21 protein-coding genes and 1 tRNA gene are annotated in these 25,266 nt (G+C 73.4%); 12 read left to right on the forward strand and 10 right to left on the reverse strand.

All coding sequences use genetic code 11. The annotated features are described in order from the left end of the window. The first annotated feature begins 42 nt into the window (after positions 1–42). Positions 43–1,518: a serine/threonine-protein kinase gene (locus ABD296_RS03930; RefSeq protein ID WP_344261496.1), complete on the forward strand. Its 1,476-nt coding sequence runs from the start codon at positions 43–45 to the stop codon at positions 1,516–1,518. A 43-nt stretch (positions 1,519–1,561) separates the two neighbouring features. Here ABD296_RS03930 and ABD296_RS03935 read toward each other — a convergent pair whose 3' ends face one another. Next, positions 1,562–2,764, reverse strand: a complete 1,203-nt coding sequence (locus ABD296_RS03935; protein WP_344261498.1) for a cytochrome P450 — start codon at positions 2,762–2,764, stop codon at positions 1,562–1,564. A gap of 64 nt (positions 2,765–2,828) precedes the next feature. Between ABD296_RS03935 and ABD296_RS03940 the strand changes: the two genes are divergently transcribed. The 3 genes from ABD296_RS03940 (at position 2,829) to ABD296_RS03950 (ending at position 5,400) form a co-directional block, all read left to right on the forward strand. Beyond that, entirely contained in the window at positions 2,829–3,473 is a 645-nt protein-coding gene (locus ABD296_RS03940; RefSeq protein ID WP_344261500.1) for a TetR/AcrR family transcriptional regulator, read from the forward strand. Positions 3,474–3,518: 45 nt separating this feature from the next. After that, positions 3,519–3,592: transfer RNA gene (locus tag ABD296_RS03945), tRNA-Met, on the forward strand. Between the two features lie 338 nt (positions 3,593–3,930). After that, positions 3,931–5,400 carry a glycosyltransferase family 39 protein gene (locus ABD296_RS03950; protein WP_344261502.1) on the forward strand — a complete coding sequence of 490 codons (1,470 nt, stop codon included), beginning with the start codon at positions 3,931–3,933 and terminating at the stop codon, positions 5,398–5,400. 30 nt (positions 5,401–5,430) lie between these two features. On the opposite strand, the gene ABD296_RS03955 is transcribed toward ABD296_RS03950, so the two are convergent. Then, complete coding sequence (locus tag ABD296_RS03955) at positions 5,431–6,231, reverse strand: SAM-dependent methyltransferase (RefSeq protein ID WP_344261504.1); 801 nt, start codon at positions 6,229–6,231, stop codon at positions 5,431–5,433. A 50-nt stretch (positions 6,232–6,281) separates the two neighbouring features. Continuing rightward, complete coding sequence (locus tag ABD296_RS03960) at positions 6,282–6,950, reverse strand: alpha/beta fold hydrolase (RefSeq protein ID WP_344261506.1); 669 nt, start codon at positions 6,948–6,950, stop codon at positions 6,282–6,284. A gap of 91 nt (positions 6,951–7,041) precedes the next feature. Between ABD296_RS03960 and ABD296_RS03965 the strand changes: the two genes are divergently transcribed. The 5 genes from ABD296_RS03965 to ABD296_RS03985 all read left to right on the forward strand — a co-directional run bounded on the left by ABD296_RS03965 (position 7,042) and on the right by ABD296_RS03985 (position 14,629). After that, positions 7,042–7,416, forward strand: coding sequence for a DUF3054 domain-containing protein (locus ABD296_RS03965; protein WP_344261508.1), 375 nt, complete (start codon positions 7,042–7,044; stop codon positions 7,414–7,416). 130 nt (positions 7,417–7,546) lie between these two features. After that, on the forward strand, positions 7,547–9,196 hold the full coding sequence (locus tag ABD296_RS03970; RefSeq protein WP_344261510.1) for an AMP-binding protein: 1,650 nt from the start codon (positions 7,547–7,549) through the stop codon (positions 9,194–9,196). 77 nt (positions 9,197–9,273) lie between these two features. Next, positions 9,274–12,300, forward strand: a complete 3,027-nt coding sequence (locus tag ABD296_RS03975; protein WP_344261512.1) for an AMP-binding protein — start codon at positions 9,274–9,276, stop codon at positions 12,298–12,300. 152 nt (positions 12,301–12,452) lie between these two features. Continuing rightward, entirely contained in the window at positions 12,453–13,823 is a 1,371-nt protein-coding gene (locus ABD296_RS03980) for a cytochrome P450 (protein ID WP_344261514.1), read from the forward strand. Next, a complete protein-coding gene (locus tag ABD296_RS03985; RefSeq protein ID WP_344261516.1) occupies positions 13,820–14,629 on the forward strand; it encodes an SDR family oxidoreductase in 810 nt (269 codons plus the stop codon). Before ABD296_RS03980 ends, ABD296_RS03985 begins: the two co-directional genes overlap by 4 nt. Before the next feature lie 61 nt (positions 14,630–14,690). Here the strand turns inward: ABD296_RS03985 and ABD296_RS03990 are convergent, their stop codons facing one another. After that, complete coding sequence (locus ABD296_RS03990; RefSeq protein ID WP_344261518.1) at positions 14,691–15,542, reverse strand: oxygenase MpaB family protein; 852 nt, start codon at positions 15,540–15,542, stop codon at positions 14,691–14,693. Positions 15,543–15,645: 103 nt separating this feature from the next. On the opposite strand from ABD296_RS03990, the gene ABD296_RS03995 reads away from it, so the two are divergent. Continuing rightward, positions 15,646–16,314: a TetR/AcrR family transcriptional regulator gene (locus ABD296_RS03995; RefSeq protein ID WP_344261520.1), complete on the forward strand. Its 669-nt coding sequence runs from the start codon at positions 15,646–15,648 to the stop codon at positions 16,312–16,314. A gap of 77 nt (positions 16,315–16,391) precedes the next feature. Continuing rightward, entirely contained in the window at positions 16,392–17,864 is a 1,473-nt protein-coding gene (locus ABD296_RS04000; protein WP_344261522.1) for a carboxylesterase/lipase family protein, read from the forward strand. 4 nt (positions 17,865–17,868) lie between these two features. Here the strand turns inward: ABD296_RS04000 and lhgO are convergent, their stop codons facing one another. The 3 genes from lhgO to hisN form a co-directional block, all read right to left on the reverse strand. Continuing rightward, a complete protein-coding gene (lhgO, locus tag ABD296_RS04005) occupies positions 17,869–19,056 on the reverse strand; it encodes an L-2-hydroxyglutarate oxidase (protein ID WP_344261524.1) in 1,188 nt (395 codons plus the stop codon). Between the two features lie 64 nt (positions 19,057–19,120). Further along, positions 19,121–19,312, reverse strand: coding sequence for a hypothetical protein (locus ABD296_RS04010; RefSeq protein WP_344261526.1), 192 nt, complete (start codon positions 19,310–19,312; stop codon positions 19,121–19,123). A 94-nt stretch (positions 19,313–19,406) separates the two neighbouring features. Next, the gene (gene hisN / locus ABD296_RS04015; protein WP_344261528.1) at positions 19,407–20,210 is read right to left on the reverse strand and encodes a histidinol-phosphatase; all 804 of its coding nucleotides are present in this window, start codon (positions 20,208–20,210) and stop codon (positions 19,407–19,409) included. Positions 20,211–20,336: 126 nt separating this feature from the next. On the opposite strand from hisN, the gene ABD296_RS04020 reads away from it, so the two are divergent. Beyond that, complete coding sequence (locus ABD296_RS04020; protein WP_344261530.1) at positions 20,337–21,200, forward strand: hypothetical protein; 864 nt, start codon at positions 20,337–20,339, stop codon at positions 21,198–21,200. Positions 21,201–21,255: 55 nt separating this feature from the next. Here the strand turns inward: ABD296_RS04020 and ABD296_RS04025 are convergent, their stop codons facing one another. The 3 genes from ABD296_RS04025 to aroA all read right to left on the reverse strand — a co-directional run bounded on the left by ABD296_RS04025 (position 21,256) and on the right by aroA (position 25,264). Continuing rightward, entirely contained in the window at positions 21,256–22,887 is a 1,632-nt protein-coding gene (locus tag ABD296_RS04025; RefSeq protein WP_344261532.1) for a serine/threonine-protein kinase, read from the reverse strand. An 81-nt stretch (positions 22,888–22,968) separates the two neighbouring features. Continuing rightward, complete coding sequence (gene rsgA / locus ABD296_RS04030; protein ID WP_344261534.1) at positions 22,969–23,934, reverse strand: ribosome small subunit-dependent GTPase A; 966 nt, start codon at positions 23,932–23,934, stop codon at positions 22,969–22,971. Between the two features lie 58 nt (positions 23,935–23,992). Beyond that, positions 23,993–25,264, reverse strand: a complete 1,272-nt coding sequence (gene aroA / locus ABD296_RS04035) for a 3-phosphoshikimate 1-carboxyvinyltransferase (protein ID WP_344261536.1) — start codon at positions 25,262–25,264, stop codon at positions 23,993–23,995. Between the last annotated feature and the right edge of the window lie 2 nt (positions 25,265–25,266).

Consider the following 25,266-nt stretch of genomic DNA (forward strand, 5'->3'; position numbering starts at 1 on the left):
CATAATCGGGCTCGTGAGCGCGAAGGCCGCCGGGAGGCGGGCATGACGGACGGGCCCCGGCTCGCCGCCGGAACGGAACTCGACGGCCGGTACCGCCTGGAGAGCCTGATCGGCCGCGGCGGCATGGGCGAGGTCTGGCGCGCCGTCGACGCCCGGCTGCGCCGTCCGGTCGCCGTCAAGGCGCTGCCCGCCGAACTGGCGGACGTGCCGGGCGCGATGGACCGCTTCGAGCGGGAGGCGGAGGCCGCCGCCGCGCTCCAGCACCCCGGCATCACGGTCGTGTTCGACGTCGGGCGCACCGGCGACGGCCTCGCCTACCTGGTGATGGAGCTCCTCGAAGGCGAGGACCTCCGGACGATCATGCGCCGGCACCCCGGCGGGCTGCCGGTGGGCGAGGCCGTCGCCCTCGCCGTCCAGCTCGCCGACGCCCTCGCCGCCGCCCACTCGCGCGGGATCGTGCACCGCGACATCAAGCCCGCGAACCTGTTCGTCCTCACCGACGGGCGCCTCAAGCTGTGCGACTTCGGCATCGCCGGCCTCGCCGACGCCGCGACGCGGCTCACCCAGGACGGCGGGTCCGTCGGCACCCCCCTCTACATGGCGCCCGAGCAGTTCCGCGGGGAGGCCGCCGACTTCCGGTCCGACCTCTACGCCTTCGGGTGCGTCCTGTACGAGCTCCTGACCGGTGCGCCGCCCTTCCGCTCGGGCTCCGGGCTTCCCGGCCTGCTGTACGCGCACCTGAACGAGCCCCCGCCGCGCGTGGGCGCCGTCCGCCCGGACGTGCCGCCGCAGCTGGAGCGGCTCGTCCTCGACCTGCTCGCGAAGTCGGTGGACCAGCGTCCGGCGAGCGCCGCCGCGGTCGCGTCCTTCCTCCGGATGGAGGGGCAGAGCACGTCGGCCCCGCAGCCGGTCGCGCCGCCTCCCGGCCCGCCTCCGGCGGGCTTCCCGGCGCCGGGGCTCCCGCCGCACGGTGCGTCGACGAACCCCGGCACGGCCGTCGTGACCGGACCGCACCCCGCAGGCCCGCAGTCCCCGCGGCTGCTGATCGCGGCGGGCGCGGGGATCGCCGCCCTCGTGGCCGCCGGCGCCCTCGCCGTCCTCGTCCTGCCGTCGGGCGGCGGGACGGGCGCCGAGCGCGAGCCCGCCGACCCGGCCGTCCCGTCCGCGACCGCGTCCTCGGTATCGGCGTCACCGACCGAAGCGGTCGTCCACAAGATCGTCTACAAGGTGACCGGCAGCGTGTCGCCGCTCTCGGTCATGGTCATGCCTCCGGACGGCGGCATGACCAACCAGACGGTCAAGCCGCCGTGGACCGCGACGTTCAAGGCGTCGCAGTTCACGTTCCTGAGCGTGGGCGGGAACACCGGGATCAAGTCCGGAACCATCCACTGCAGCATCACCCTGGACGGCAAGGTCCTCCAGGAGCGGTCCGCCAAGGGGCAGTTCGCCAGCGTCAACTGCATGCACCAGGGATCCTTCTACGGCAACGGGTACGGGGCGGCCCCGTCCATGGGGTGAGCCCGCGGCGTCCATAGGGTGAGCCTCATGCCGCCCGCCTCGCTCACCCGATCCCGGTCGCCGGGAGGGAGATCCAACCCCGCGTGAACGGGGACGCGATGCGCCGGGCGTTCTCCCGGTCCACGCCCACGTCGGGATGGGCCTTCAGCAGCTCCTCTAGGGCGACGCGCGCCTGGAGTTTCGCCAGGTGCGAGCCGATGCAGAAATGGACGCCGCTGGAGAAGCCCAGGTGGCGCGGGATCTCCCGGGTGACGTCCATCGCGCCGGCGGTCGGGCCGAACTCCCGCTCGTCCCGGTTCGCGGCCCCGAACAGCATCATCACCTTCTGCCCCTCGGGGATCTCGGTGCCGCGGACCGTGACCGGCCGCGTCGTCGTCCGCCCGAGGGCCTGCACGGACGCCTCCAGCCGCAGGAACTCCAGCAGCGCGTTCGGGATCAGCGAGAAGTCGGCCGCGAGCCGCTCGCGCTGCGCGTGGTCGGTGTCCAGCAGCGCGACCCCGTGCGAGATCAGGTTGGCGGTCGTGTCGTTGCCGCCCGCGACCATGACGAAGCAGAAGCCGAGGATGTCCCAGTCGGTGAGGCGCTCGCCGTCCGCCTCGGCCACCGTCAACGCGCTGACCAGGTCGTCGGACGGATCGGCGCGGCGCGCCTTGATCACGCCGGTGAAGTACTCGAACATCTCGCCGACGGCGGCGACGGCGTCGTCCTTCAGCGCCTTCAGGTCGAACCCGTCGTCCTGGAGCGTCGTCAGCGCCCGGACCCACGGGGTGAACCGCGCACGGTCCGCCTCCGGGACGCCGAGCAGGTGCGCCAGGGCGAACGTCGGCAGCGGCGCGGAGAAGTCGCCATGCAGGTCAGGAACCCCACCGTCGGCCGCCTTCCGCTCCATCCGCGCGATGTTCTCCCGGACGAACACGCGCAGCATCTCCTCCAGCGCCGCGATCCGGCGCGGTGTGAAGCCGTGGCTCACCAGCCGGCGCAGGACGGTGTGGCGCGGTGGATCCAGCATCACGATCGTCGGCGCCAGGCCCAGCGTGCCGATCTCGTCCGGATAGAACGTCAGGCCCTGCGCGGACGAGAACGTCTCCGCGTCGCGCGTCGCCGCCCAGATGTCCTCGAACCGCGACAGCGCCCAGAACGGCGGATCGTCGTGCCGGTGGACGGGATCGTCCTCGCGCAGCCGCCGGTACGCGGGGTACGGGTCGGCCTGGAAACCGGGATCGAACGGGTCGTAGACGTCGTCCATGGCGCGGCCCTTCGGTGGGGTTATAACGAGAACCGTTATTAACGCCCTCTGTTAGTATCACCGCGTGCCGAAAGACGCAAGCGCCACCCGAGACCGCCTCATCCGCGCCGGCGCCCGCCTCTTCGCCGCCGAAGGCATCGACGCCGCCCGCACCCGCGACATCGTCGCCCTCGCCGGACAGGGCAACGACTCCGCCATCACCTACCACTTCGGCTCCCGCGCCGGCCTCCTCCAAGCCATCCTCCGCGCCGGCGTCGACCGCATGGAACCCGCCCGCGCCGCGTCCCTCCCCGCCCTCGACCCCGCCGACCTGCACGCCGTCGTCGCCGCCATCGTCGAACCCACCGCCGCCGAACTCCGCACCCCCGAAGGCCGCGACTTCCTGCGCATCACCGCCCAGCTCGCCGGCCGCGCCGGCATCCGCGGCCACCGCGTCCCGCCCCTCCTCGCCGGCACCGCACTCACCCGCCAGCTCGACCTCCTCCAGACCGCCTGCCGCGCCCGCCTCCCCGAACCCCTCGCCCTCGAACGCATCGCCGTCGCCATCGCCTTCCTCACCGCCGCCCTCGCCGACCGCACCGGCCGCGTCGAACCCGGCCACCCCGACCCCACCCTCCTCGACCACGACACCTTCACCGCCGACCTCACCGCCATGCTCACCGCCGCCCTCCAAGCCCCCGTTCACGCCACCGCCACGCCCCCGCCGTAACCGGTTTGCGCAAGCACCCCCCGCCCCATAGAGTTAAGACATCACCGCGGGGTGGAGCAGTTCGGTAGCTCGCTGGGCTCATAACCCAGAGGTCGCAGGTTCAAATCCTGCCCCCGCTACGGGTCCTAGGGTCCTCCTGGTCGCAGGCTTCGCCTGCTCCCCGGAGGGCCCTTCGCCGTTTTCGGGGGGGGGGCGACCCCCCGAGCCCCCCGGTGTGGGGGCTCCGCCCCCACGCCCCCTTTGGGGCTTCGCCCCTTGCCCCCTTTGTGGTGCGGGTTGTTGCTCTGCGCCCTGTTTGGGGCTTCCGCCTCTTGCCCCCTTTGTGGTGCGGGTTGTTGCTCTGCGCCCTGTTTGGGGCTTCCGCCTCTTGCCCCCTTTGTGGTGCGGGTTGTTGCTCTGCGCCCTGTTTGGGGCTTCGCCTCTTGCCCCATGCTCGGCCGCGTCGAAAGGGGGGTGCATGACGTCGACCGCCGGTCGGCCCGCGACCGCCGAGAACGTCGCCAGGCGAGAGGGCCTCGGGCGGGTGTACCCGGTGGTCGCCGGCGTTGTCACTCTGGGGATCTGCATGTGGCGGATCGGCGCGCCCACCTACTGGCGCGACGAGTCGGTGAGCGTGGTGGTCGGGCGGTCCGGCGTCAGCGGCATCCGTGAGTTCACGGGCCGCGTCGACGCCGTCCACGCGCTGTATTACCTGCTGGTCCACCTGGTGACGGAGGTGGGCACCAGCGAGGTGGTCACGCGCGCGCCGTCCGCGGTCGCGGCGGCGCTGGCGGCGGCGGGGATAGCCGTGCTGGGCAGGCGCCTGTACTCGGCGCGGGCGGGGCTGTACGGCGGCCTGGTCTACGGCGTGCTGCCGATCACCAGCCGGTATGCGGAGGAGGTCCGCCAGTACGCGCTGGTCAGCGCCGGTGCGGTGCTGGCCTCGTACCTGTTGCTGCGCTCCCTGGACCAGCAGCGTTTCCGGGCCGGGTGGTACATCGCCTACGCGGTGTCGATGGGACTGCTGGGATGGCTTCACCTGTACGCGTTGTTCCTCCTCCCGGCCCATGCCGTCACCGCGCTGCTGTGGAGCCGTGACCGGCAGCGACTCCACCATTTGGCCGCGTGGGGCGTCGCGGCCCTCGCGGCGGTGGCGGCGGTTTCCCCGCTCGTCGTCGTGGCGCGAGGGCAGGAGGGCGCGCAGGTGTCCTGGTTGCGCCGTCCCGGTCTCGCAGCGCCTTACGACTACGGGCTACTGGTCACCGGTGGTGGCCGCATCGTCCTGTTGGTCCTTGCGGCGGCCATCGTGGCGGGTGTGGTGCGGCTGTCCGGTCGCGACCACCGCAACGGTGTTGCGCTGGCCGTCCCGTGGTTGATCGTGCCGTTCGCGGCGGCGTGGGGACTCTCGCAGGCGCACCCGGTGTACCACCCTCGCTACGTTCTGTACTGCGTCTGCGCGCTGGCGCTCCTGGCCGGGATGGGACTGGAGGCCGTGACCGAGAGCCTGCCGGTGGCCGCTCTCGCCTTGACGTGCCTGGCGGTGGCGGTCCTACCGGCCCAGCTCGAACTGCGGGAGCCCGGGAACCGTCCGGACGACCTGCGTTCGCTCGCGGCCGAGTTGCGGCAACGGTCCCGGCCGGGCGATGCCGTCCTGTACGTCCCCGCGGACCGGCGGGTTTTCGCCACCGTCTACGCCGACGCCTTCGCCCGCCTGGACGCGGCGGCGCTGCACGACCACGGCAAGGACCTGCCGACCGACCGCTTCAAGAGCGCGCTGGGGTCCCGCTCCCGGGTCTGGACCGTAGAGATCCCTCCGCCCGGCCACCGGTACCGAAGCCCCGTGCCCCTGCGCAACCTCACGGCGCTTCGGCAGGACGGGCGCTTCGCCTCCACCGGCTCCTGGGCGTTCGGCGGCGTCCGGCTCGCCCTGTACACCCGGCGACATTGATTTGCGGACGTGCGGTGGCCTATTGGTGGGTCAGTTGGTTGGTTTGCGGGCTACGGCGCTTGCGCCCAGGCCGGCCAGTTCTTCGGTGGGGGCCACTTCCTGGGGGGCCAGGTCGGGCCTCCAGAGGTACGGGTCCACCAGGCCGGGGTCCAGGAGTTCGAAATCGCCGAACAGGGCGGTGATCTCGTCTTTGCCGCGCAGGGTGCCCAGGCCCATCGCGCCCTGGTACGCGTCGGCGACCTCGCGCAGCGCGGGGAGGACGTGGCTGATCGTCAGGAAGCTGCCGGGCGCCAGGCGGTCGCGGAGGCGCGCCAGCAGGTCGGCGGGGGCCGGATCGGGCAGGAAGTGGAACAGGGCCAGCGCGCTGACGGCGACGGGTTGGCTGAAGTCCAGCGTCCGGGCCGCCTGGTGCATGATGCGGTCGATGTCGACGACGTCGGAGTCGACGTAGTCGGTGGAGCCCTCGGGGCGGCTGGTCAGCAGCGCACGGGCGTGGACGAGGACGATCGGGTCGTTGTCGACGTACACCACCCGGGACTCGGGAGCGGCGCCCTGGGCGACCTCGTGCAGGTTGGGCGAGGTCGGCAGGCCGGTGCCGAGGTCGAGGAACTGGCGGACCCCGTAGTCGCGCGCGAGCACGCCGACGGAGCGGGCCAGGAACCTGCGGTTGGCCAGGGCCAGCGGCCGCAACTGCGGGCAGAGGCTCAGGATCTTCCGGCCGAACTCGCGGTCGGCACCGAAATGGTCCTTGCCGCCGAGGTAGAAGTCGTACACCCGGGCGGGATGCGGCACGTCCGTGCGCAGGTCCACGGGAGGAGGAGCGTCGGTCATGAGGGGTTCTTCCTAGAGGGATCCGCCGCGACCGTTTCATCCTCCCATGATCAAAGGGCGGCGTTGATGATTTCGGCCAGGTGGGTGGGGTGGGACAGGTAGGCGGAGTGGCTTGAGGGGAGTTCGTGGACGTGGGCGGCGCGGGTGCTGAGGGTTCTCTGGACGCCTACGGCGGTCGCGCGGTCTTGGGTGCAGATGACGTAGGTGGAGGGGATCGTCTTCCAGGCGATGTTGTTGGGGGACTGCTGGGCGAAGGGCGGGGCCATGGGGCGTAGGTGGCTCGCGGCTTCGTGGGGGTCGGGGCAGTCGTGGAAGAGGACGTGCTCGGCGCGGTCGGGTTTGAAGACGAGGAGGCCGTTCTCGAAGTCGCAGTCGATCTCGGGGTTGATGTTGGGTTCGGTGCCGGCCATGGCGGCGAAGGTCATGAGCGTCTCGTTCTCGTCGGCGTTGTAGGCGGCGACGTAGACGAGGTGGCGCACGGCGGGGTGGTCGGAGGCGGCTTCGGTCGCGGGCATGCCGCCGTAGGAGTGGGCCACGAGGGTGAGGTCGGAGTGGGCGTCCAGGACGTCGCGGACCGCCTGGGCGTCGTCGTGCATGTCGCCGTGGGCGGGGCCGCAGCTGGGCAGGTCGACGGCGACGGCCGGGGCGTTCAGGTGGGGCGTCACCTCCCGCCAGTACCAGGGGCTGTGCCAGGCTCCGTGCACCAGGACGATCGTCATGAGCCGGTCCTTTCGTCGGCGGCGGAATTATCGTAGAACGATGTGCCGGGGGCGTCGCGGGGCTTCGGGTAGGCGGACATAACCTGGGGTTATGTGGAACGTGGTGGCGGGTGTGCTCGATGTTTGCTGCGTGCTCGTGTTCGTGGGGATCGGGCGTAGCTCACATGACGAGGCGGCCAGTGTGACGGGGTTTCTGAACACCGCTTGGCCGTTCCTGGTGGGGGTCGCGGTCGGGTGGGCCCTGTTGCGGGTGTGGCGGCGGCGGGGCGACGCGGTGCCGGTGGGGGTCGGCGTCTGGCTGTCGGCGGTCGTGGTGGGGATGGTCCTGCGGGTCGTGTCGGGGCAGGGGATCGCGTTCACGTTCGTGCTGGTCGCGCTGGTGTTCCTGGGGTTGGTGCTGGTCGGCTGGCGGGGTGCGGCGCGGGGCCTGGAGGCCGTCCGGCGTGACAAACCCGAGCGTGTCTGAGTTGTTGGATCTCTCCAAATGACCGGGCGGTCTGTTTGCCGATCGGGCCGGTTGACGCCGGATGCGAGGTGCTGGTGAAGTTACCCGCGAGTCACGTGGGTGACCGAGCAAGCATGTCGAAGGGGACACGATGGCATCTGCGCTGCGGGACTGGCTGGACAAGCCGAACACCGGTCGCGGCGTCCACCTGGCGGCCGACGACGGCGGCTGGGACTTCCGCGGCTACGGTGAGCTGGCCTCCGCGGCGCGCCGCACGGCCGGAGCGCTGATCGAGGAGGGCGTCCGGCCCGGCGACGTGGTCTGCCTGATCCTGCCCACGGACTTCACCTGTGTCGAGACCTACTTCGCGGTGTGGGCGGCCGGCGCCACGGTGTGCCTGATCACGCCGCCGCTTTTCCAGGACGGGGACGACTACGTCGCGCATGTGGCGGCGATCCTGGCGCAGGCCCGTCCGGCGCTGGTCGTGGCCTCCGAGGGGCTTTCGGACTACGCGGGACGCGCGATGGCGCAGGCGGGGCTCGACGGGAGCCCGTGGCTGCCGCGGCAGGCCGAGGCCGAGGCCGCGGTGCAGCCCGCGGGGGAGCTGGCCCTGCTGCAGTTCACCTCCGGGTCCAGCGGCGCCCCGCGCGGGGTCATGGTGACCTGGGACAACCTGGAGGCCAACAGCGAGCTGATCGCGCGCACGGCCGGGTTCGAGGACACCGACGTCGTCGCGTCGTGGCTGCCGCTGTACCACGACATGGGGCTGATCGGGACGTTCATCACCCCGATCGCGCGGCAGGGGAACCTGCGGCTGATGCGTCCCGACCACTTCATCCGCGACCCCGCACGGTGGATCCGGTGCTTCGCGGACGCCCAGCACACGGCGGCGCCGCCGTTCGCCTACGCCTACTGTGCGCGGCGGGTGAAGCCGGAGCAGCTGGAGGGGCTCGACCTGTCGGGCTGGAAGATGGCGCTGATCGGCGCGGAGCCCATCGACCCGCATTCGCTGGAGGTGTTCGCTGAGCTGCTGGAGCCGTTCGGGTTCTCGCGCACGGCGTTCCGCCCGGCGTACGGGATGGCGGAGACGACGCTGCTGGTCACCATGGACAAGGAGCTGCGCGATCCGCTGGCGATCCGGCCCGACCCGCAGTCGCTGTCGTTCGGGGAGCCGGTGCGGATCCTGGAGCAGCACACGCTCGGTCCCCAGTCGCGCGGCGCGAAGGCCGGGTGGATCGTCGGGTGCGGGACGCCGGAGGAGGACGTCCCCGTCACCATCGTCGACGACGACGGGCGCGAGATGCCCGAGGGCGTGCTCGGCGAGATCGTGGTCGGCGGCGCGTCGGCGTGCCCCGGGTACTACGCGGGCGCCGAGGCCAAGTCGACGCGGTTCATCGACGGGAAGGTCTACACGGGCGACGCGGGCTTCTTCCACGAGGGGCAGCTGTTCGTGCTCGGCCGGATGGGCGACAGCATCAAGGTGCGGGGCCGGTCCGTCTACGTGGAGGACCTCGAGTCCAAGATCGCCGAGGTGAGCGGGCTCGGGAAGGGCCGCATCGTGGTGGTCGGCGTGCCGGGTGCCGGGCAGAAGGGCCTGGCGCTGTTCGCCGAGACGCAGGACGAGGCGTGGGTGCCGGAGGTGCGGGAGATGCTGCGCCGCCGGGTCGGCGAGGACGTCGAGGTGACGATCGTGGTCGGCGCCGGGCTGATCCAGCGGACGTCCAGCGGCAAGCCGCGCCGCCGCTACATGTGGGAACGGCTCAAGGACGGGCAGATGGACGGCGCCCGCGTGGTGAAGTGAGCCGCTGAACACGCCGTCCAATTGCTAATGCCGGTGATAACGGACAACATGGCGTTGACGCTCCTGAAGGGTCGACGATGCCGGTTGCCAAGTCCCTGTTCCGTGTGGTTCGAGGGGGGACGACCCCCCACGCCCCCCGGGTCGCTGCGCTCCTGAGTCTGGGGTCCCGCCTGGGCTCCACCGCCCAGAACGCCCTGGAGGTCGCCCGGTTCGGCGGGCTCGACACCGAGGAGGACGCCTCCCCGTTCGAGGTGGTGACCGAGCAGCGGGTGTACCGGCTGCGGCACTACTTCCCGGAGTCGGCGGACGGTCCGGCGATGCTGCTCGTCCCGCCGCTGATGATCACGGCGGAGGTGTACGACATCTCCTCGCGGGTCAGCGCGGTCGGGGTGCTGCGGGACCTCGGCGTGGACCCGTGGGTGGTCGACTTCGGCGCCCCCGAGCGCGAGCCCGGCGGGCTGGAGCGGACCGTCACCGACCACGTGGTGGCGGTCAGCGACGCCGTCGACCGGATCCGGGCGATCACCGGGCGGGACGTCCACCTCGCCGGGTACTCGCAGGGGGGCATGTTCGTCTACCAGGCGGCCGCGTACCGGCGCAGCGAGGGCGTCGCGTCGGTGGTGACGTTCGGGAGCCCGTCCGACACCAGCGTCGGGCTGCCGTTCGGGCTGCCGAGCTGGATCGCGACGGAGGGCGCCGAGCGTATCCCGGACTGGATGCTCGGCGGGTTCGCGGTGCCGGGGTGGGTGACGCGGCTGGGGTTCCAGCTGCTCAGCCCGGTGAAGTCGGTGCGGTCGCGGGCCGAGTTCATCATGCAGCTGCACGACCGGGAGCGCCTCGCGCCGCGCGAGCGGCAGCGCCGGTTCCTGGAACGCGAGGGCTGGGTGTCGTGGCCGGGCCCGGCGCTGGCGGAGTTCATCCGGCAGTTCATCCAGCACAACCGCATGCTCACCGGCGGGTTCGTCATCGGCGACCGGCTGGTGACGCTGGCCGACATCACCTGCCCGGTGCTGACCTTCGTCGGCGAGGTCGACGAGATCGCCGCGCCGCCGATGGTGCGCGGGATCCGGCGGGCCGCACCGCGCGCCCAGGTGTACGAGGCGTGCCTGCGGGCCGGGCATTTCGGGCTCGTCGTGGGCAGCCTCGCGATCTCGCGGACGTGGCCGTCGGTGGCGGCGTGGGTGCGCTGGCGCGAGGGCGAAGGAGAGCTGCCCGAGATCATCGCGCCGGTGGCCGGGGACGAGGAGGTGCCGCCGGCCGCCCTGCCCGGCGGGCCCGCCGGCTACGGGCTGCAGCTGGCGATGGGGATCGGGACGAACGCCGCGCGCTCGGCGTTCCGGACGGCGGCGCGGGCCGTCCAGGGGACGCGGCAGCTGACCGGCGAGGCCGCGCAGAACCTGCCGCGGCTCGCCCGGCTGGAGCGGATCCACTCCAACACCCGCATGTCGATGGGGCTGCTGCTGGACGAGCAGGCCCGGCGCATGCCGGAGGAGGTCTTCTTCCTCTACCAGGGGCGCGCGCACACCCACGACGCGGCGAAGCGGCGCATCGACGCCATCGTGCGCGGGCTGATCCACGTCGGCGTCCGGCACGGGGACGCGGTGGGCGTGCTGATGGGGACGCGGCCGACGGCGCTGGCGCTGGTCGCGGCGCTGAGCCGGCTCGGCGCCGTCGCGGTGCTGCTGCGCCCGGACGGCGACCCGGCGGCGGAGGCGGCGCTGAGCGGGGTCACGCGGGTGATCGCCGACCCCGAGCACGCGGCGCGCGCCGCCCGGCTGGACGGCGTGGACGGCTACGTGCTCGGCGGCGCCGGACGCGGCGACCGGGGCCCGCTGACCGACATGGAGCAGATCGACCCGGACGCGGTCGAGCCGCCGAAGTGGTACCGGCCGAACCCGGGCCGCGCCGGCGACCTCGCCTTCGTGATCTTCAGCGGGGACGGCGGGCACCTGCGGGCGAGCCGGATCACCAACCGGCGGTGGGCGCTGTCGGCGTTCGGCACGGCCTCGTCGGCCGCGCTGTCCCCGGCCGACACCGTCTACAGCATCACGCCGCTGCAGCACCCGTCGGCGCTGCTGATGAGCCTCGGCGGTGCGGTCGCGGGCGGCGCGCGGCTGGCGCTCGCCGGCGGCTACGACCCGGAGACGTTCTGGGACGAGGCGCGCCGCTACGGGGTGACCGTCGCGTCCTACACCTGGACGCTGCTGCGCGACCTGGTCAACGCGCCGCCGGACCCGGCGGAGCGGCACCACGCCGTCCGGCTGTTCATCGGGTCGGGGATGCCGCGCAACCTGTGGCGGCGGGTCGAGGACCGGTTCGCGCCCGCGCGGGTGCTGGAGTTCTACGCCTCCACCGAGGGCGAGGCGGTCCTGGTGAACCTCAGCGGCAAGAAGCCCGGTTCGCTGGGGCGGCCGCTGCCCGGCAGCGCCGAGGTGCGGCTGGCCCGCTACGACCTGGAGAGCGGACGGCTCGTGCAGGGCGCGGACGGATTCGCCGTCGAGTGCGAGCCCGGCGAGATCGGCATGCTGCTCGCGCGGGTCCGGCCGTCGGCCGTGGGGTCGGCGGCGCGCCCGGTGCGCGGGGTGTTCCGCCCCGAGGACGCGTGGACGATTACCGGCGACCTGTTCCGGCGGGACGCCGACGGCGACTTCTGGCTGGTCGGGCGGGACGCCGAGCTGATCCATACGGCGGAGGGGATCGTCCCGCCGGGGCCGATCCGCGACGCGCTCGGCGACCTGCCCTACATCGACACCGTCGCCGTCTACGGCATCCCGGCGGGGGACCGCGAGCTCGCCGCCGCGGCGGTCGGCCTGCGCGGCGGCGCCGGATCGGCTCCGGAGGGCGCCGGGCTGAAGCCGGTGGACCTCTCGGAGGCGTTGCTGCGGGTCGATCCGGGGCTGCGGCCGTCGATCGTCCGGGTGGTGGACGAGGTGCCCGTCACGGCCGGGCGGCGGCTGCGGACGGCCCCGCTGCGCGAAGAGGGCATCCCCGCCGCGGACGACGGCCGGGTGTACTACCGGGACCGGTCGGGCGCGTACCGTCCGCTGACGGAGGCGGCGCGGCGGCGGCTGCTGCGCGCGCCCGCGGCCCGCGAGGCGCGCTGAGCGCCGGATCTGGCTCCGGCTCCGGTTCGGAGGCGTAACTAACCTGGCGTAAGCCTGGACTTACGGACGTCCGCTGCGTTACAACAAAGCGACAGAAACTGCACTTTTGTTGCACGCCCGGCATCGGTCCGGGCGGCGCGTCCGGAGGGTTCATGACGAGCGTGCTCGCGCCGCCGCCGGAGGGCAGCGGCCTCAAGGCGGTCCCCGGCGTCCCCGGAATCCCGTACGTCGGCAACACCCTCAGCGTGATGCGCGACCCGATCGGGATGGCCCGGCGCCGCTACGAGGAGTACGGGCCGATCGCGTGGGGCTGGCTGCTCGGCATGCGGACCTGCACCGTCCAGGGCCCGGAGGCCGCCGAGGCGGTGCTGGTCAACCGGGACAAGGCGTTCGCGAACGGGCCCGCCTGGAGCTACTTCATCGGGCCGTTCTTCCACCGCGGCATCATGCTCCTGGACTTCGAGGAGCACCTGCACCACCGCCGCATCATGCAGCAGGCGTTCACCCGGCCGAGGCTGCGCGCCTACATGGACGCGATGGCGCCCGGCATCGTCCGGGGCGTCGAGGCGTGGGACCCCGGGTCCGGCTTCAAGGTCTACGACCACGTCAAGCAGCTGACCCTCGACCTCGCGACGGACGTCTTCATGGGCGTCGAGCTGGACCGCGCCGAGGCCGACCGGGTCAACGGCGCGTTCATCGACGCCGTCCGCGCCGGCACCGCCTACGTCCGGTTCAACTTTCCCGGCCTGCGCTGGAACAAGGGCCTGCGGGCGCGCAAGGAGCTGGAGGCGTTCTTCTACCAGCACCTGCCCGCCAAGCGGCGCGACGGCGGCGACGACCTGTTCGCGGCGCTGTGCGAGGCGGAGACCGACGACGGGCAGCGCTTCACCGACGAGGACGTCGTCAACCACATGATCTTCGCGCTGATGGCGGCGCACGACACCACGACCATCACGCTCACCACGATGGCGTACTACCTGGCCAAGTACCCCGAATGGCAGGAGCGGCTGCGCGACGAGTCGTTCGCGCTGGCGGAGCGGCTCGGCCGGCCGTCGCTGGAGTACGAGGACCTGGACGGGCTGACCGGCATCGACATGGTGATGAAGGAGTCGCTGCGGATGGTCCCGCCCGTCCCCGCGCTGCCGCGCCGGGTCGTCAAGGACACCTCGATCCTCGGCTATCACATCCCCGCAGGCACGACCGTCGTCGTCCCGATGCTCAGCAACCACCACATGGCGCAGTGGTGGAAGGACCCCGACGTCTTCGACCCCGAGCGGTTCTCGCCGGAGCGCCGCGAGGACAAGGTGCACAAGTACGCGTGGTCGCCGTTCGGCGGCGGCGCGCACAAGTGCATCGGGATGTACTTCGCGGGGATGCAGGTGAAGACGATCCTGCACCAGGTGCTGCAGCGGTACCGGTGGAGCGTGCCCGCGCGGTACGAATGGCCGCTGGACACCACGTCCCTGCCGTCCCCGAAGGACGGCCTGCCCGTCCGGATCGACCGCCTGCAGGAGGCCCCATGAGCAAGGTCATCGCGATCACCGGTGCGGCGCGCGGCATCGGCCTGGCCACCGCCCGCGCGCTGAAGGCGCGGGGCGCGGTGGTGGTCATCGGCGACATCGACGAGGCCGCCGTGAAGGAGGCGGGCGAGTCGCTGGGCGTCGCCGCGTTCCCGCTGGACGTGACGTCCCGCGCGTCGTTCGAGGCGTTCCTGGCGAACGCCGAGGACGCGGCCGGGCTGCTGGACGTCCTGGTGAACAACGCCGGGATCATGCCGATCGGGCCGGTCACGGACGAGAGCGACGCCGACGCCCGCCGCTGCCTGGACATCAACGTGCACGGCGTCATGCTGGGCACCAAGCTCGCGCTGGCCCGGATGCTGCCGCGCGGGCGCGGCCACGTGATCAACATCGCGTCCGTCGCCGGGGTGATGCCGACGCCGGGGCTGGCGCTCTACAACGCCAGCAAGTCGGCCGTCGTGGCGTTCACCGAGGCGGCGCGGCTGGAGGTGCAGGGCAAGGGTGTGCACGTCAGCGCGGTGCTGCCGACGTTCACCAACACCGACCTGATCGCGGGGACGCGCAGCCCGAAGGGGATGCGCAACTGCGAGCCGGAGGAGATCGCCGCCGCGGTCGCGGGGCTGATCGCGCGCCCGCGCCCCCAGGTCGTGGTGCCGAAGGCGCTCGGCCGGCAGATCCGGTTCGGCGCGCTGCTGCCGGACCGCCTGAAGCAGGCGGTCTCCCGCCGCTACGGCCTCGACACGATCTTCCTCGACTACGACCCCGAGGCTCGCAAGACCTACGACGCCAGAATCCGCTCCACCCCGTGACTTCGTTGAGTTGCGGCGAGTCGTCGTTATGAGGCGCCTCATAACGACGACTCGCCGCAACTCAACGTGTGCGGTGGGTGGCTCGGGCGCGGCGGAAGGCCTTCCGGGCTTGGGGGAGGTAGCGGACGGTTTCCGGGAGCAGCGGCCACAGCGCGTTGCCGCGGCGGACGATCGCCGCGAAGCGGCGGTGGCGGCGCTCGTCGGCCTCGCTCCACGGGAGGTCCAGCAGCTCGCGCATCCGGGGATGGAGGCCGCCGACCGTGATGAACCGGGCGACCGCGTTCAGCGGCGGCGACACCGCCCGCCACACCGGCGCCGGGACGTTCGGCGGCGCGGGCAGGCCCTTGGTGACGTAGCCGACGCCGTACCGGGCGGTCTTGTGCGCGACGATCTCCTCGTCCAGCATCCGCTTCCAGTACGCCTGGAACGCCTCCCAGTCGTCCGGCATGGCCCGGTCGCTGACCCCGTACATCCGGAACCAGGTCTTGGACTCCTCGTAGATGCGGCGCTTCTCCGCCTCGCCGAGGGGCCGGACGAACGTCTCGATGCAGTAGAGCATGCTGTCGAGGAAGGTCGCGTGCGCCCAGTAGTAGGTCTCGGGGTCGAGCGCGTGGTAGCGCGAGCCGTCCGGCATCGTCCCCTTGATGTCGACGTGGAAGTCGCGGACCTGCCGTCCGGTCTCCAGGGAGCGGTCGCCGCCATAGACGGTGTCGAGGATCGGGCCGGCGGAGCGCTTCAGCCGCGCGAACGTCTCGGAGAAGAACACCGAGTGGTCCAGGACGCCCTGGCCGAGCGCCGGGAGCATGTTCTGCAGGACGGCGGCGCGCGGGCCGACCAGCAGCATCCGGGTGTCGCCGAAGTACCGCCAGGTCAGCGAGCCGGGGCCGAGGGGTGTGGGCGCTGGGTCGGGCATGGGCACCGCCGAGGGGAAACGAGCGTGGAACAGAACAACGATAATTGTAGCTATGTTGCGCGGACGGGCACGGACCGGGCCTTCGGGCGGTTAGGGTGCGTCCATGACCACGGACGCGACCTCCCTGACCGGCGCCCGGCCGTCCGACCGCGCGGACGGGCTGCTCGCCCGCCTCTCCGATCCCGCCGCCGACGGCGACGACCTCGACGCCCGGATCCTGGACGCCGCGCTCGGGGAGTTCGAGACCTACGGGCTGCGCCGGGTCAGCGTGGAGGACGTGGCCAAGCGGGCCGGTGTCGCGCGCACCACCATCTACCGGCGGTTCAGCAACAAGGAGCAGCTCCTCCAGGCGGTGATCCTGCGCGAGTGCCGCCGTTTCCTGACCGGGATCGCCCGCGCGACCGAGGGCCTGGCGTCGCCCGAGGACGCGGTGGTCGAGGGCTTCGTGGCCGGCCTGCAGAGCGCCCGCACGCACCCGCTGATGACCCGCGTCCTGCAGAGCGAGCCGGAGGCGTTCCTGCCGCAGCTCAGCATGAACGGCGGCGCGGTGATGCTCGCCGCCCGCGACGTCCTCGCCGACCGGCTGCGCCGCGCCCGTCCCGAGCGGGCCGAGGAGCACAACGCCGTGGCCGAGGTGCTGCTGCGGGTCGCGGTGTCGCTGCTGCTCGTGCCGGGCGGCGGGCTCGCCCTGGACGACGAGGACGCCATCCGCGCCTTCGCCCGCGACTACCTCACCCGGATGTTGCGCTCCGGAGACGACGGCACCCGCTGATCCGCCCATTCCGCCCAGGGGTGCCCGTCCCGTACTCTCTGATTTGTCGAATTTCGTTCTAGAATCGGAGGCGCGGCATGGAGGCGGTCGTTCGGACGGCGTACGGCGAAGTTCGCGGCACGACCAGGGACGGCGTCACCGCCTTCCTCGGCATCCCCTACGCGGCGCCCCCGTTCGGCGCGAACCGGTTCCAGGCGCCGCAGCCGCCCGAGCCCTGGGACGGCGTCCGGGACGCCGTCGAGTACGGGCCGACGGCGCCCAAGCCCGGCTACCCGCGCCCCTTTGACCGGCTCCTGCCCGACCCGGTCGTTCCGGGGGACGACTGCCTCAACCTGAACGTCTGGACGCCCGAGCCCGGCGGCTCCGGACTGCCGGTCATGGTGTGGATCCACGGCGGCGCGTTCCGCAACGGGTCCGGCGCCGTCGACGTCTACAACGGCCGCAACTTCGCCCGCGACGGCGTCGTCTGCGTGAGCATCAACTACCGGCTCGGCGTCGAAGGCTTCGCGCACCTTCCGGGCGCGCCCGCCAACCGGGGGCTGCTCGACCAGATCTTCGCGCTGGAGTGGGTCCGCGACAACATCGCCGGCTTCGGTGGCGACCCCGCCCGCGTCACGGTGTTCGGCGAGTCGGCCGGCGCGATGAGCGTCAGCACCCTGCTCTCCCTCGACCTCGGCCTGTTCCACCGCGCGATCGGGCAGAGCGGCGCCGGATCCATCGCGCAGGACCCGGCGGACGCGCTGCTCGTCACCAAGGAGATGGCCGCGCGGCTCGGCGTCGAGCCGACCGCCGAGGGGTTCGCCAAGCTCGATCCGGCCGCGATCCTGCCGATCCAGTCCGCCGTCGCCGCCGAGGTCACCGCGCTGCCCGACCCCGGCCGGTGGGGCGTCACGACCGCCGCGGGCGGCATGTCGCTCACCCCCGTGCTGGACGGCGAGCTGCTCTCCCGGCGGCCCGAGGACGCGGTCGGCGACGGCGCGGGACGCGACGTCGACCTGCTCACCGGCTACACCTCCGAGGAGTTCCGGCTGTTCCTGATGCCGACCGGGATCGCCGCCGCCGTCAACGACGACCTGGTGTTCGCCGCGACCGCCGGGATGGGCGTGCCGCCGGCGGTGTCGGCCGCCTACCGGCAGCGGCACCCCGAGGCCGCGCCCGGCGAGCTGATGGCGACGATCATCACCGACAGCCTGTTCCGGGTCCCGGCCAACCGGCTCGCCGAGCGGCACGCCGCGTCCGGCGGCGCCGGCGGGACCTGGATGTACGAGTTCGGCTGGCGGTCCCCGAACCACGGCCTCGGCGCCTGCCACGCGCTGGAGCTCGGGTTCGTCTTCGACAACCTCACCGCCGAGCCCGAGGGCCTCGCGGGCCCGAACCCGCCGCAGGACCTCGCCGACCGGATGCACCGCGCCTGGGTGTCGTTCGCGGTGGACGGCGACCCCGGCTGGGACCGGTTCGACGGTTCCACCCGCGCGGTGAAGCTGTTCGGCCACCCGTCGGACGAGATGGTCCACGACCCGCGCGGCGACGACCGCAAGCTCTGGTCCTGACGCGTCAGAGGCCGGCGGTGACGTGCTCGGCGATCGCCAGGGAGGACGTCGCGGCGGGCGAGGGCGCGTTGCGGACGGTCACGATCGGGCCGATGCGGCCGATGCGGAAGTCGTCGACCAGCGAGCCGTCCGGGTCCACGGCCTGGGCCCGGACGCCCGCGGGCGCGGCGACGACGTCGTCGGCGGTCAGTTCGGGCACGAAACCGCGCGCCTGCGCGACGAACGCCCGCTTGACCGCCGACCCGTACAGTTCCTTCGCGCCCGTCCGCCAATGCCGCCGCGCGAGGTGCCGGAAGCCGGGGGAGCGCAGCGTCTCCCACAGGTCGGCGGGACGGACGTCGCGGCGCCGGTAGCCCTCCCTGGCCAGCGCCAGGACGGCGTTCGGGCCGACGTCGACGCCGCCGTCCACGCGGCGGGTGAAGTGGACGCCGAGGAACGGGTAGCGCGGGTCGGGCACCGGGTAGATCAGGCCGCGCACCAGGCCCGTGCGGGACGGGACGAGCCGGTAGTACTCGCCCCGGAACGGGACGATCGCGGGGTCGGGGGAGTCGCCCGCCAGCCGGGCGACCCGGTCCGACTGCAGGCCCGCGCAGACGATCAGCAGGTCGAAGACCAGCTCCTCGTCCGGCGAGCCGACCCGGACGCGCCCGCCCGCCCGGCCGAGCCGGACGACATCGAAGCCCAGCCGGACCTCGCCGCCGCCGTCGGTGACGTCGGCGGCGAACGCGCGCGCCACGGCCGGGAAGTCGACGATGGCGGTGGTCGGGGAGTGCAGCGCCGCGACGCCGGCGGCGTGCGGCTCGATCTCGCGCAGTTCGGCGCCCGCCAGCCGCCGCAGCCCCGGCACCCCGTTGGCGGTCGCGCGCCGTTCGATCTCCTCCAGCGGGCCGATCTCGCCCGCGTCGCGCGCCACGACGAGCTTGCCGCACTCCTCGTACGGCAAGCCCTTCTCGGCGCAGTAGTCCTTCAGCAGGCCGATGCCGCGGCGGCACAGGGTCGCCTTGAGCGATCCCGGCGCGTAGTAGAGGCCCGCATGGGCGACGCCGCTGTTGTGGCCCGTCTGATGGGCCGCGACGCGGGCCTCCTTGTCCAGGACCGTCACCTTCATGTCCGGCCGCGTCCGGGTCAGCCGGCGCGCTATGGCCAGCCCGAGGATCCCGGCCCCGACGACACCGACCCGTATCTCCGCCACGGCGGAATGCTACGGCCCGTCGGGCGCGCGGGCGTCGGGCGGGCGCCCGTCAGGTGGGCGCGCGTCAGCTGCCCAGGCGCTTGCGTCCCTGGGCGCGCAGCCGCTTGCGCTGCGACGGGTCGAGCATCAGGTACCCCGCCACGGGGATGCCGAGCGCCACCAGGATGATGATGAGGCTCATCCACGCGGGCAGGATGAACAGGGTGATCAGGCCGACGACTACGCCGCCGATCGCGATCTTGGTCTGGGTCGACATCCGATACCTCCGTTTGCGGGCCGCTCACATGGTTCAACGGCCGTCCGCCGACCGCTGTTCCACGATATGTCGCGAGTCCGCGGGAAACCAGCGCTCAGACCCGCAGGGACAGCTGCCCGCCGCCCAGGGTGCGCAGCACCTCGCCGTGCAGCCGCCCGTTGGTGCACACGACGCTGCCGCCGTCCGGGCCCGGCACGCCGGACAGGTCGGTGAACATCCCGCCGGCCTCCTCCACGATCACCTGGAGGGCGGCGAGGTCCCACAGCGACACCTCCGGCTCGGTGGAGATGTCGATCGCGCCCTCGGCCACCATCATGTGCGACCAGAAGTCGCCGAACGCCCGCGTCCGCCACACCTGCCGGGTCAGGTCGATGAAATGGGGCAGGCGCCCCTGCTCCTCCCAGCCGCTCAGGCTGGAGAACGACAGCGACGCGTCCGACAGGTCCGTCACCGCCGACACCGTCATCCGGGACGCCCGGGTGAGGCTGCGGCCCGTCCAGGCACCGCCGCCGCGCGCCCCCCACCAGCGCCGGCTCAGCGACGGCGCCGACACCACCCCGACGACGATCTCGTCGTTCTCCATCAGCGCGATCAGCGTCGCCCACACCGGGACGCCGCGCACGAAGTTCTTCGTCGCGTCGATCGGGTCGATGATCCAGCACCGGTTGCCGTACCCGGTGCGGCCGTACTCCTCGCCGAGCACCGCGTCCCGCGGCCGGGCCCGCTTCAGCGTGCCGCGGATCTGCTCCTCCACGCTGCGGTCGGCGTCGCTGACCGGCGTCAGGTCCGGCTTGGTCTCGACGCTCAGGTCGAGGGCGCGGAAACGCCTGGTCGTGATGTCGTCGGCCCCGTCCGCCAGCACGTGCGCGAGACGCAGGTCATCGGAATAGCCCGCCACGGCGTGCCACGCTACCGCGATCACGCCCCGCGCCGACACACTCACCCCGGGCCGTTACGGCTTTTCGGTCCGCCCGTGAGGCGCGGCGGCCGGTCCGCGCGGCGCGCACCTGGCAGCATGGGGCGCATGGCCCACGACCTACCCGGGTGGGTCGCCGAGCTCACCGACCCGCGCCGCGCGCGGACGCTCGACGAACTCGCCGACCGCCTCGTCCCCCTGGCCGAGCACGCCATCGACGTCTCCCGCCGATTGCAGGCCCAGCTGAACGAGCTGAACGACCCGTTCAAACGGGAGGCGCTGTACGGGCGCGTGGAGCGGCTGAAGGCCCGGGCCGGCGAGGCGCTGGAGGAGATCACCGCGGAGATCGCCGCGTCCGGGGACGAGCGCCTCGAACGGCTCTGGGCCGACTGGGCGCAGCGCGCCGGGACCGGCGAGCGCGACGCCCGCGAGCAGGACCTGCGCCGCCGGCTGGACCGCGACGTCGTCCCCGTGCTGGCGCGCAGCCGCCAGGACGTGGCCGAACGGGTCGCCGCGCGCTCCTCCGCCGCGCTGGAGGACGCGACGGAGACTCTGCTGACCCGGGTGGAGGAGCTCGCCAAGGCCGTCACGGACCTGATCACCGAGGTGCTGCCGCTGGCCCGCGAGGGGCTGGTGCTCGCCAGCCGGATCTCCACGCTCTCCGCGCAGGCCCGCAAGTCCGGCCGCGGCCCGATCCCGGACGGGCTGAGGGACGCGGGCGCCGACACCGCCCGCGCGTTCGACGAGGCCGTCGCGCGGCTGGAGCTGGAGTGGGCCGCGCTCGGCGCCCGCTCCGCGAGCGTGCGGGCCGCGCTGCGCGCCGCCGAGGAGAGCGCGTTCAGCGGGGTCACCGAGGAGATGACCCGGTGCGTGGAGGAGCTGGCGCCCGAGCACGTCCGGGCGCTGAACGAGGCCGAGGCCCGGGCCCGCAGCCTGTTCGAGGAGCCCCGGGACGCCGCGTCCGGCCCGTGAGCCCGGCCCGTGAGCCCGCCTGTGAGCCCGCCTGTGAGCCGGGCCGGCGGCCGGGTCAGCCGGGGGCCTGGAAGGTGTTGAGGAAGGTGTCGTAGACGGGCAGCGTCGCGTCCCAGTGCGCCTGGTCGGCGGCCGCGAGGACCTGGTACAGCGCGCCGTCGAACGCGAACACCCGCACGCGGGCCTGGCTCGGCCTCCCGTTCTTGACGAACGTGAAGTCGATCTCCGCGGCGTCCCGGTCCCTGTAGGGGACGTTCCGGCGGAAGTACACCTGCTTGTAGTCGGTGTAGCCGGAGTCCTTGTCGTCGAAGCCCTCGGCCGCCGACGCCAGCGCGTCCCCGGGGTCGCGGGTGTCGAGCAGGCCCGGCTGCACCCGCGAGACGGCTACGCCGCGCGTCGCCCCCTTCGCGGGGTCGGAGAAGGTGACGTCGTCGCCGGAGCCGTCCGCCTTCCACCCGTCGCGGACGGCCGCCACGAACGCCGACCCCTGGTACCGGTGGTATCCGGACGGGATGCCGGTGCTCGCGGCGCCGGTGCCCGCGCTGCCGGAGGCGGACGGGGTGGAACCGTTGGTCGGCCCGCCGTTACCGCCGTTGTCGACGAAGACCGCGAACGCGACCGCGGCCGCCACCACGGCGGCCGCGAAGACGCCCGCCGGGACGATCAGCTCCCATCGGCGCCGACGAGGCGGCTGCGGCTGCGGTTCCGGTGGCCGCGGGCCGGGCGGATGCGGGCCGGACGGCTGCGGCGAGGGGCCGGGACCGGGGACCGGGGCCGGCGGCAGAGTGTCCTGTCCGCCGCCGCCGAGGGTCGTGTTGAGCCCGATCGGCTCGGGCGGCGGCTGCGGTCCGGGGACCGGCGGCGACGCGGGAAGGGGCGCGCCGGGCACGACGAGGCGCAGCAGCCGCTCCGCCTCGTCGTGGCCGATCCGGGTTCGCGCGTCCCGGCGCAGCAGCCCGTGCAGCACCGGCTCCAGCGGACCGGCCCGGCGCGGCGGGTCCGGGTCGTCCCTGAGCAGCGCCCCCATCAGGCCGAAGATGTCGGGGCGCTCGTACGGGCGGCGGCCCTCGACCGCCGCGTAGAGCGTGGCGCCGAGCGACCACAGGTCGGACGCCGGGGTCGCGTCCTCCCGGCGGGCCTGCTCGGGCGACAGGTAGGCGGGCGAGCCGACGATCGCGCCGGTCTGCGTGAGCGTCTCGTCGCCCACGATGGTCGCGATGCCGAAGTCGGTGAGGACGGCGCGCCGGTCGGTGAGCAGCACGTTCCCCGGCTTGACGTCGCGGTGCACGACGCCCGCCCCGTGCGCCGCCCGCAGCGCCTCCAGCAGGTCGAGCCCGATCCGCGCGACCCGGTCCGGCGCGAGGGGGCCCTCCCGCCGGATCACCTCGTCCAGGGCGGGGGCCCGCACCAGCTGCATCACGATCCAGGGCCGGCCGTCCTCCCGGACGACGTCGTACACGGTGACGATGCCGTGGTGGTCGAGCCCCGCCGCCGACCGCGCCTCCCGCATCGTCCGCGCGTACATCCGCTCGGCCTGCGCCTCGTCCAGGCCGCGCGGCGGCGACACCTCCTTGAGCGCCACCTCGCGGTGCAGCACGGTGTCGCGGGCCCGCCACACGACGCCCATCCCGCCCCGGCCCAGCTCCTCCAGGAGCTCGTAGCGGCCTTCGTGGATGGTCTGCGGCATGCAGGCGACGATACCGATGCCGCCCGCGTTGTGAAGCGCCGTTTTCGCCCGGATCGTTCCGTGCCCGGTGGCGGCGGAGGGCTACTCCGGCTCGCCCTCGCGGCTGGCGAGCAGCCGGCGCAGCGACTCGAGCCGGGCCCGGCTGGCGTGCCCGTCCGCGACCCATCCGTCCAGGCCGCAGGATTCCTGCAGGTGGTCGCAGAGCGGCGGGCAGCGCTCCGCCGCGCCCTCCGCCAGGTCCTCGAACGCGTTGATCACGTTCCCCGGTTCGACGTGCGCCAGCCCGAAGCTGCGCACCCCCGGGGTGTCGATGATCCAGCCGTCGCGGCCGGGCAGCTCCAGCGCGATCGCCGACGAGGAGGTGTGCCGGCCCCGCCCGGTCACCGCGTTGACGTGGCTGACGGCCCGCTCCGCGTCCGGGACCAGCGCGTTGACCAGCGTGGACTTGCCGACCCCCGAATGGCCGACGAGCACGCTCATCCGGTCGGACAGGTGCCCGCGCAGCTCCGCCAGGTCGTCGCCGCGCCGCGTCACCACGTACGGGACGCCGAGCGGCGCGTACTCGGCGACCAGCTCGTCCGGGTCGGCGAGGTCGGCCTTGGTGAGGCACAGCAGCGGGTCCATGCCGGCGTCGTAGCCGGCGACGAGCTGCCGGTCGATCATCCGGGGCCGCGGCTCCGGGTCGGCCAGCGCCGTGACGATCACCAGCTGGTCGGCGTTGGCGACGACGATCCGCTCGAACGGGTCGGTGTCGTCGGCGGTGCGGCGCAGCGACGACGTCCGCGGCTCCACCCGGACGATCCGGGCGAGGGTGTCCGGCGCGCCGGACACGTCCCCGACCAGCGCGACCCGGTCGCCGACCACCACGCCCTTGCGGCCGAGCTCGCGGGCGCGCATCGCGACGACGGCCCGCTCGCCGCCGGTCCCGGTGCCCACCAGGCAGCGGTACCGGCCCCGGTCCACCGCCGTCACGAACCCGGCGGAGGCGTCCTCGTGCGCCGGACGGCGGCGGGTGCGCGGCCGCGACCCGCGGCGCCCGGGCCGCACCCGGACGTCGTCCTCGTCGTAGTCCTGTACTCGTCGTGCCAGTGGTCCGTCCCCGCTCTCAGGCGGACGCCGGCATCGACGTCCACAGCTCCGTGAAGCCTGGCAGTGTCTTGCCCACCGTGCCCGGATTCTCCACCTCGACGCCCGGGACGGCCAGGCCCAGCACCGCCGCCGCCATCACCATCCGGTGGTCGTCGTAGGTGCGGAAGACGCCGCCGTGCAGCTTGCGGGGCCGGATCTCCAGGCCGTCGGGCAGCTCCCGCGCGTCCCCGCCGAGCCCGTTGATCTCGGTGACGAGCGCCGCCAGCCGGTCGGTCTCGTGGCCGCGCAGGTGCGCGATCCCGGTCAGCCGGGACGGGGAGTCGGCCAGCGCGGCGAGCGCCGCGAGCACCGGGGTCAGCTCCCCCACGTCGTGCAGGTCGGCGTCCAGCCCGGAGAACCCGCCGGGCCCGCGGACGGTCAGCCCGTCCGGCCCGAGCGCCACGTCCGCGCCCATCCGGGCGAGCAGGTCGCGCAGCGCGTCGCCCGGCTGCGTCGTCTCCGCCGGCCAGTCCGGGACGGTGACGCGGCCGCCGGTGACCAGCGCGGCGCCGAGGAACTGCGCCGCGTTCGACAGGTCGGGCTCGATCACCCACTCGCCGCCGCGGACCGGCCCCGGCGCGACCCGCCAGAGGTTCTCCTCCGTCTCGACCGCCACCCCGCGCTCGCGCAGCATCGCCACGGTCATCGCCAGGTGCGGCGCGGACGGCACCGGCGGCCCCTCGTGCCGGACCTCCACGCCCTTGTCGAACCGCGGCGCCGCCAGCAGCAGCCCCGACACCAGCTGCGACGACCCGGACGCGTCGATCGTCACCGGGCCGCCGCCGACCGAGCCGGTCCCGTGCACGGTGAACGGCAGCGCGCCGCGCCCGCCGTCGTCGATCGCGACGCCGAGCGCGCGCAGCGCGGCGATGATCGGGCCCATCGGCCGCTTGCGGGCGTAGGGGTCGCCGTCGACGGCGACGTCCCCGGCGGCCAGCGCCGCGACGGGCGGGACGAACCGCATCACCGTCCCGGCGAGCCCCGTGTCCACCCGCGCGGGCCCGCGCAGCTCGCCCGGAACGGTCTGCCAGTCAGCGAAGTCTTCCCCGATGTTCGCCCCCAGCGCGCGCAGCGCGTCCGCCATCAGCTCGGTGTCGCGGCTGTGCAGCGGCCGGGTGATGCACACCGGGTCCTCGGCGAGCGCCGCCAGGATCAGCGCCCGGTTGGTCATCGACTTGGAGCCGGGCAGCCGGACCGTGGCGTCGACCGGGCCGCCGGCGACCGGGGCTTTCCAGTGCGGAGAGGGCATGC

It is taken from the genome of Actinomadura napierensis, assembly GCF_039529375.1.
Taxonomy (GTDB): Bacteria; Actinomycetota; Actinomycetes; order Streptosporangiales; family Streptosporangiaceae; genus Spirillospora; species Spirillospora napierensis.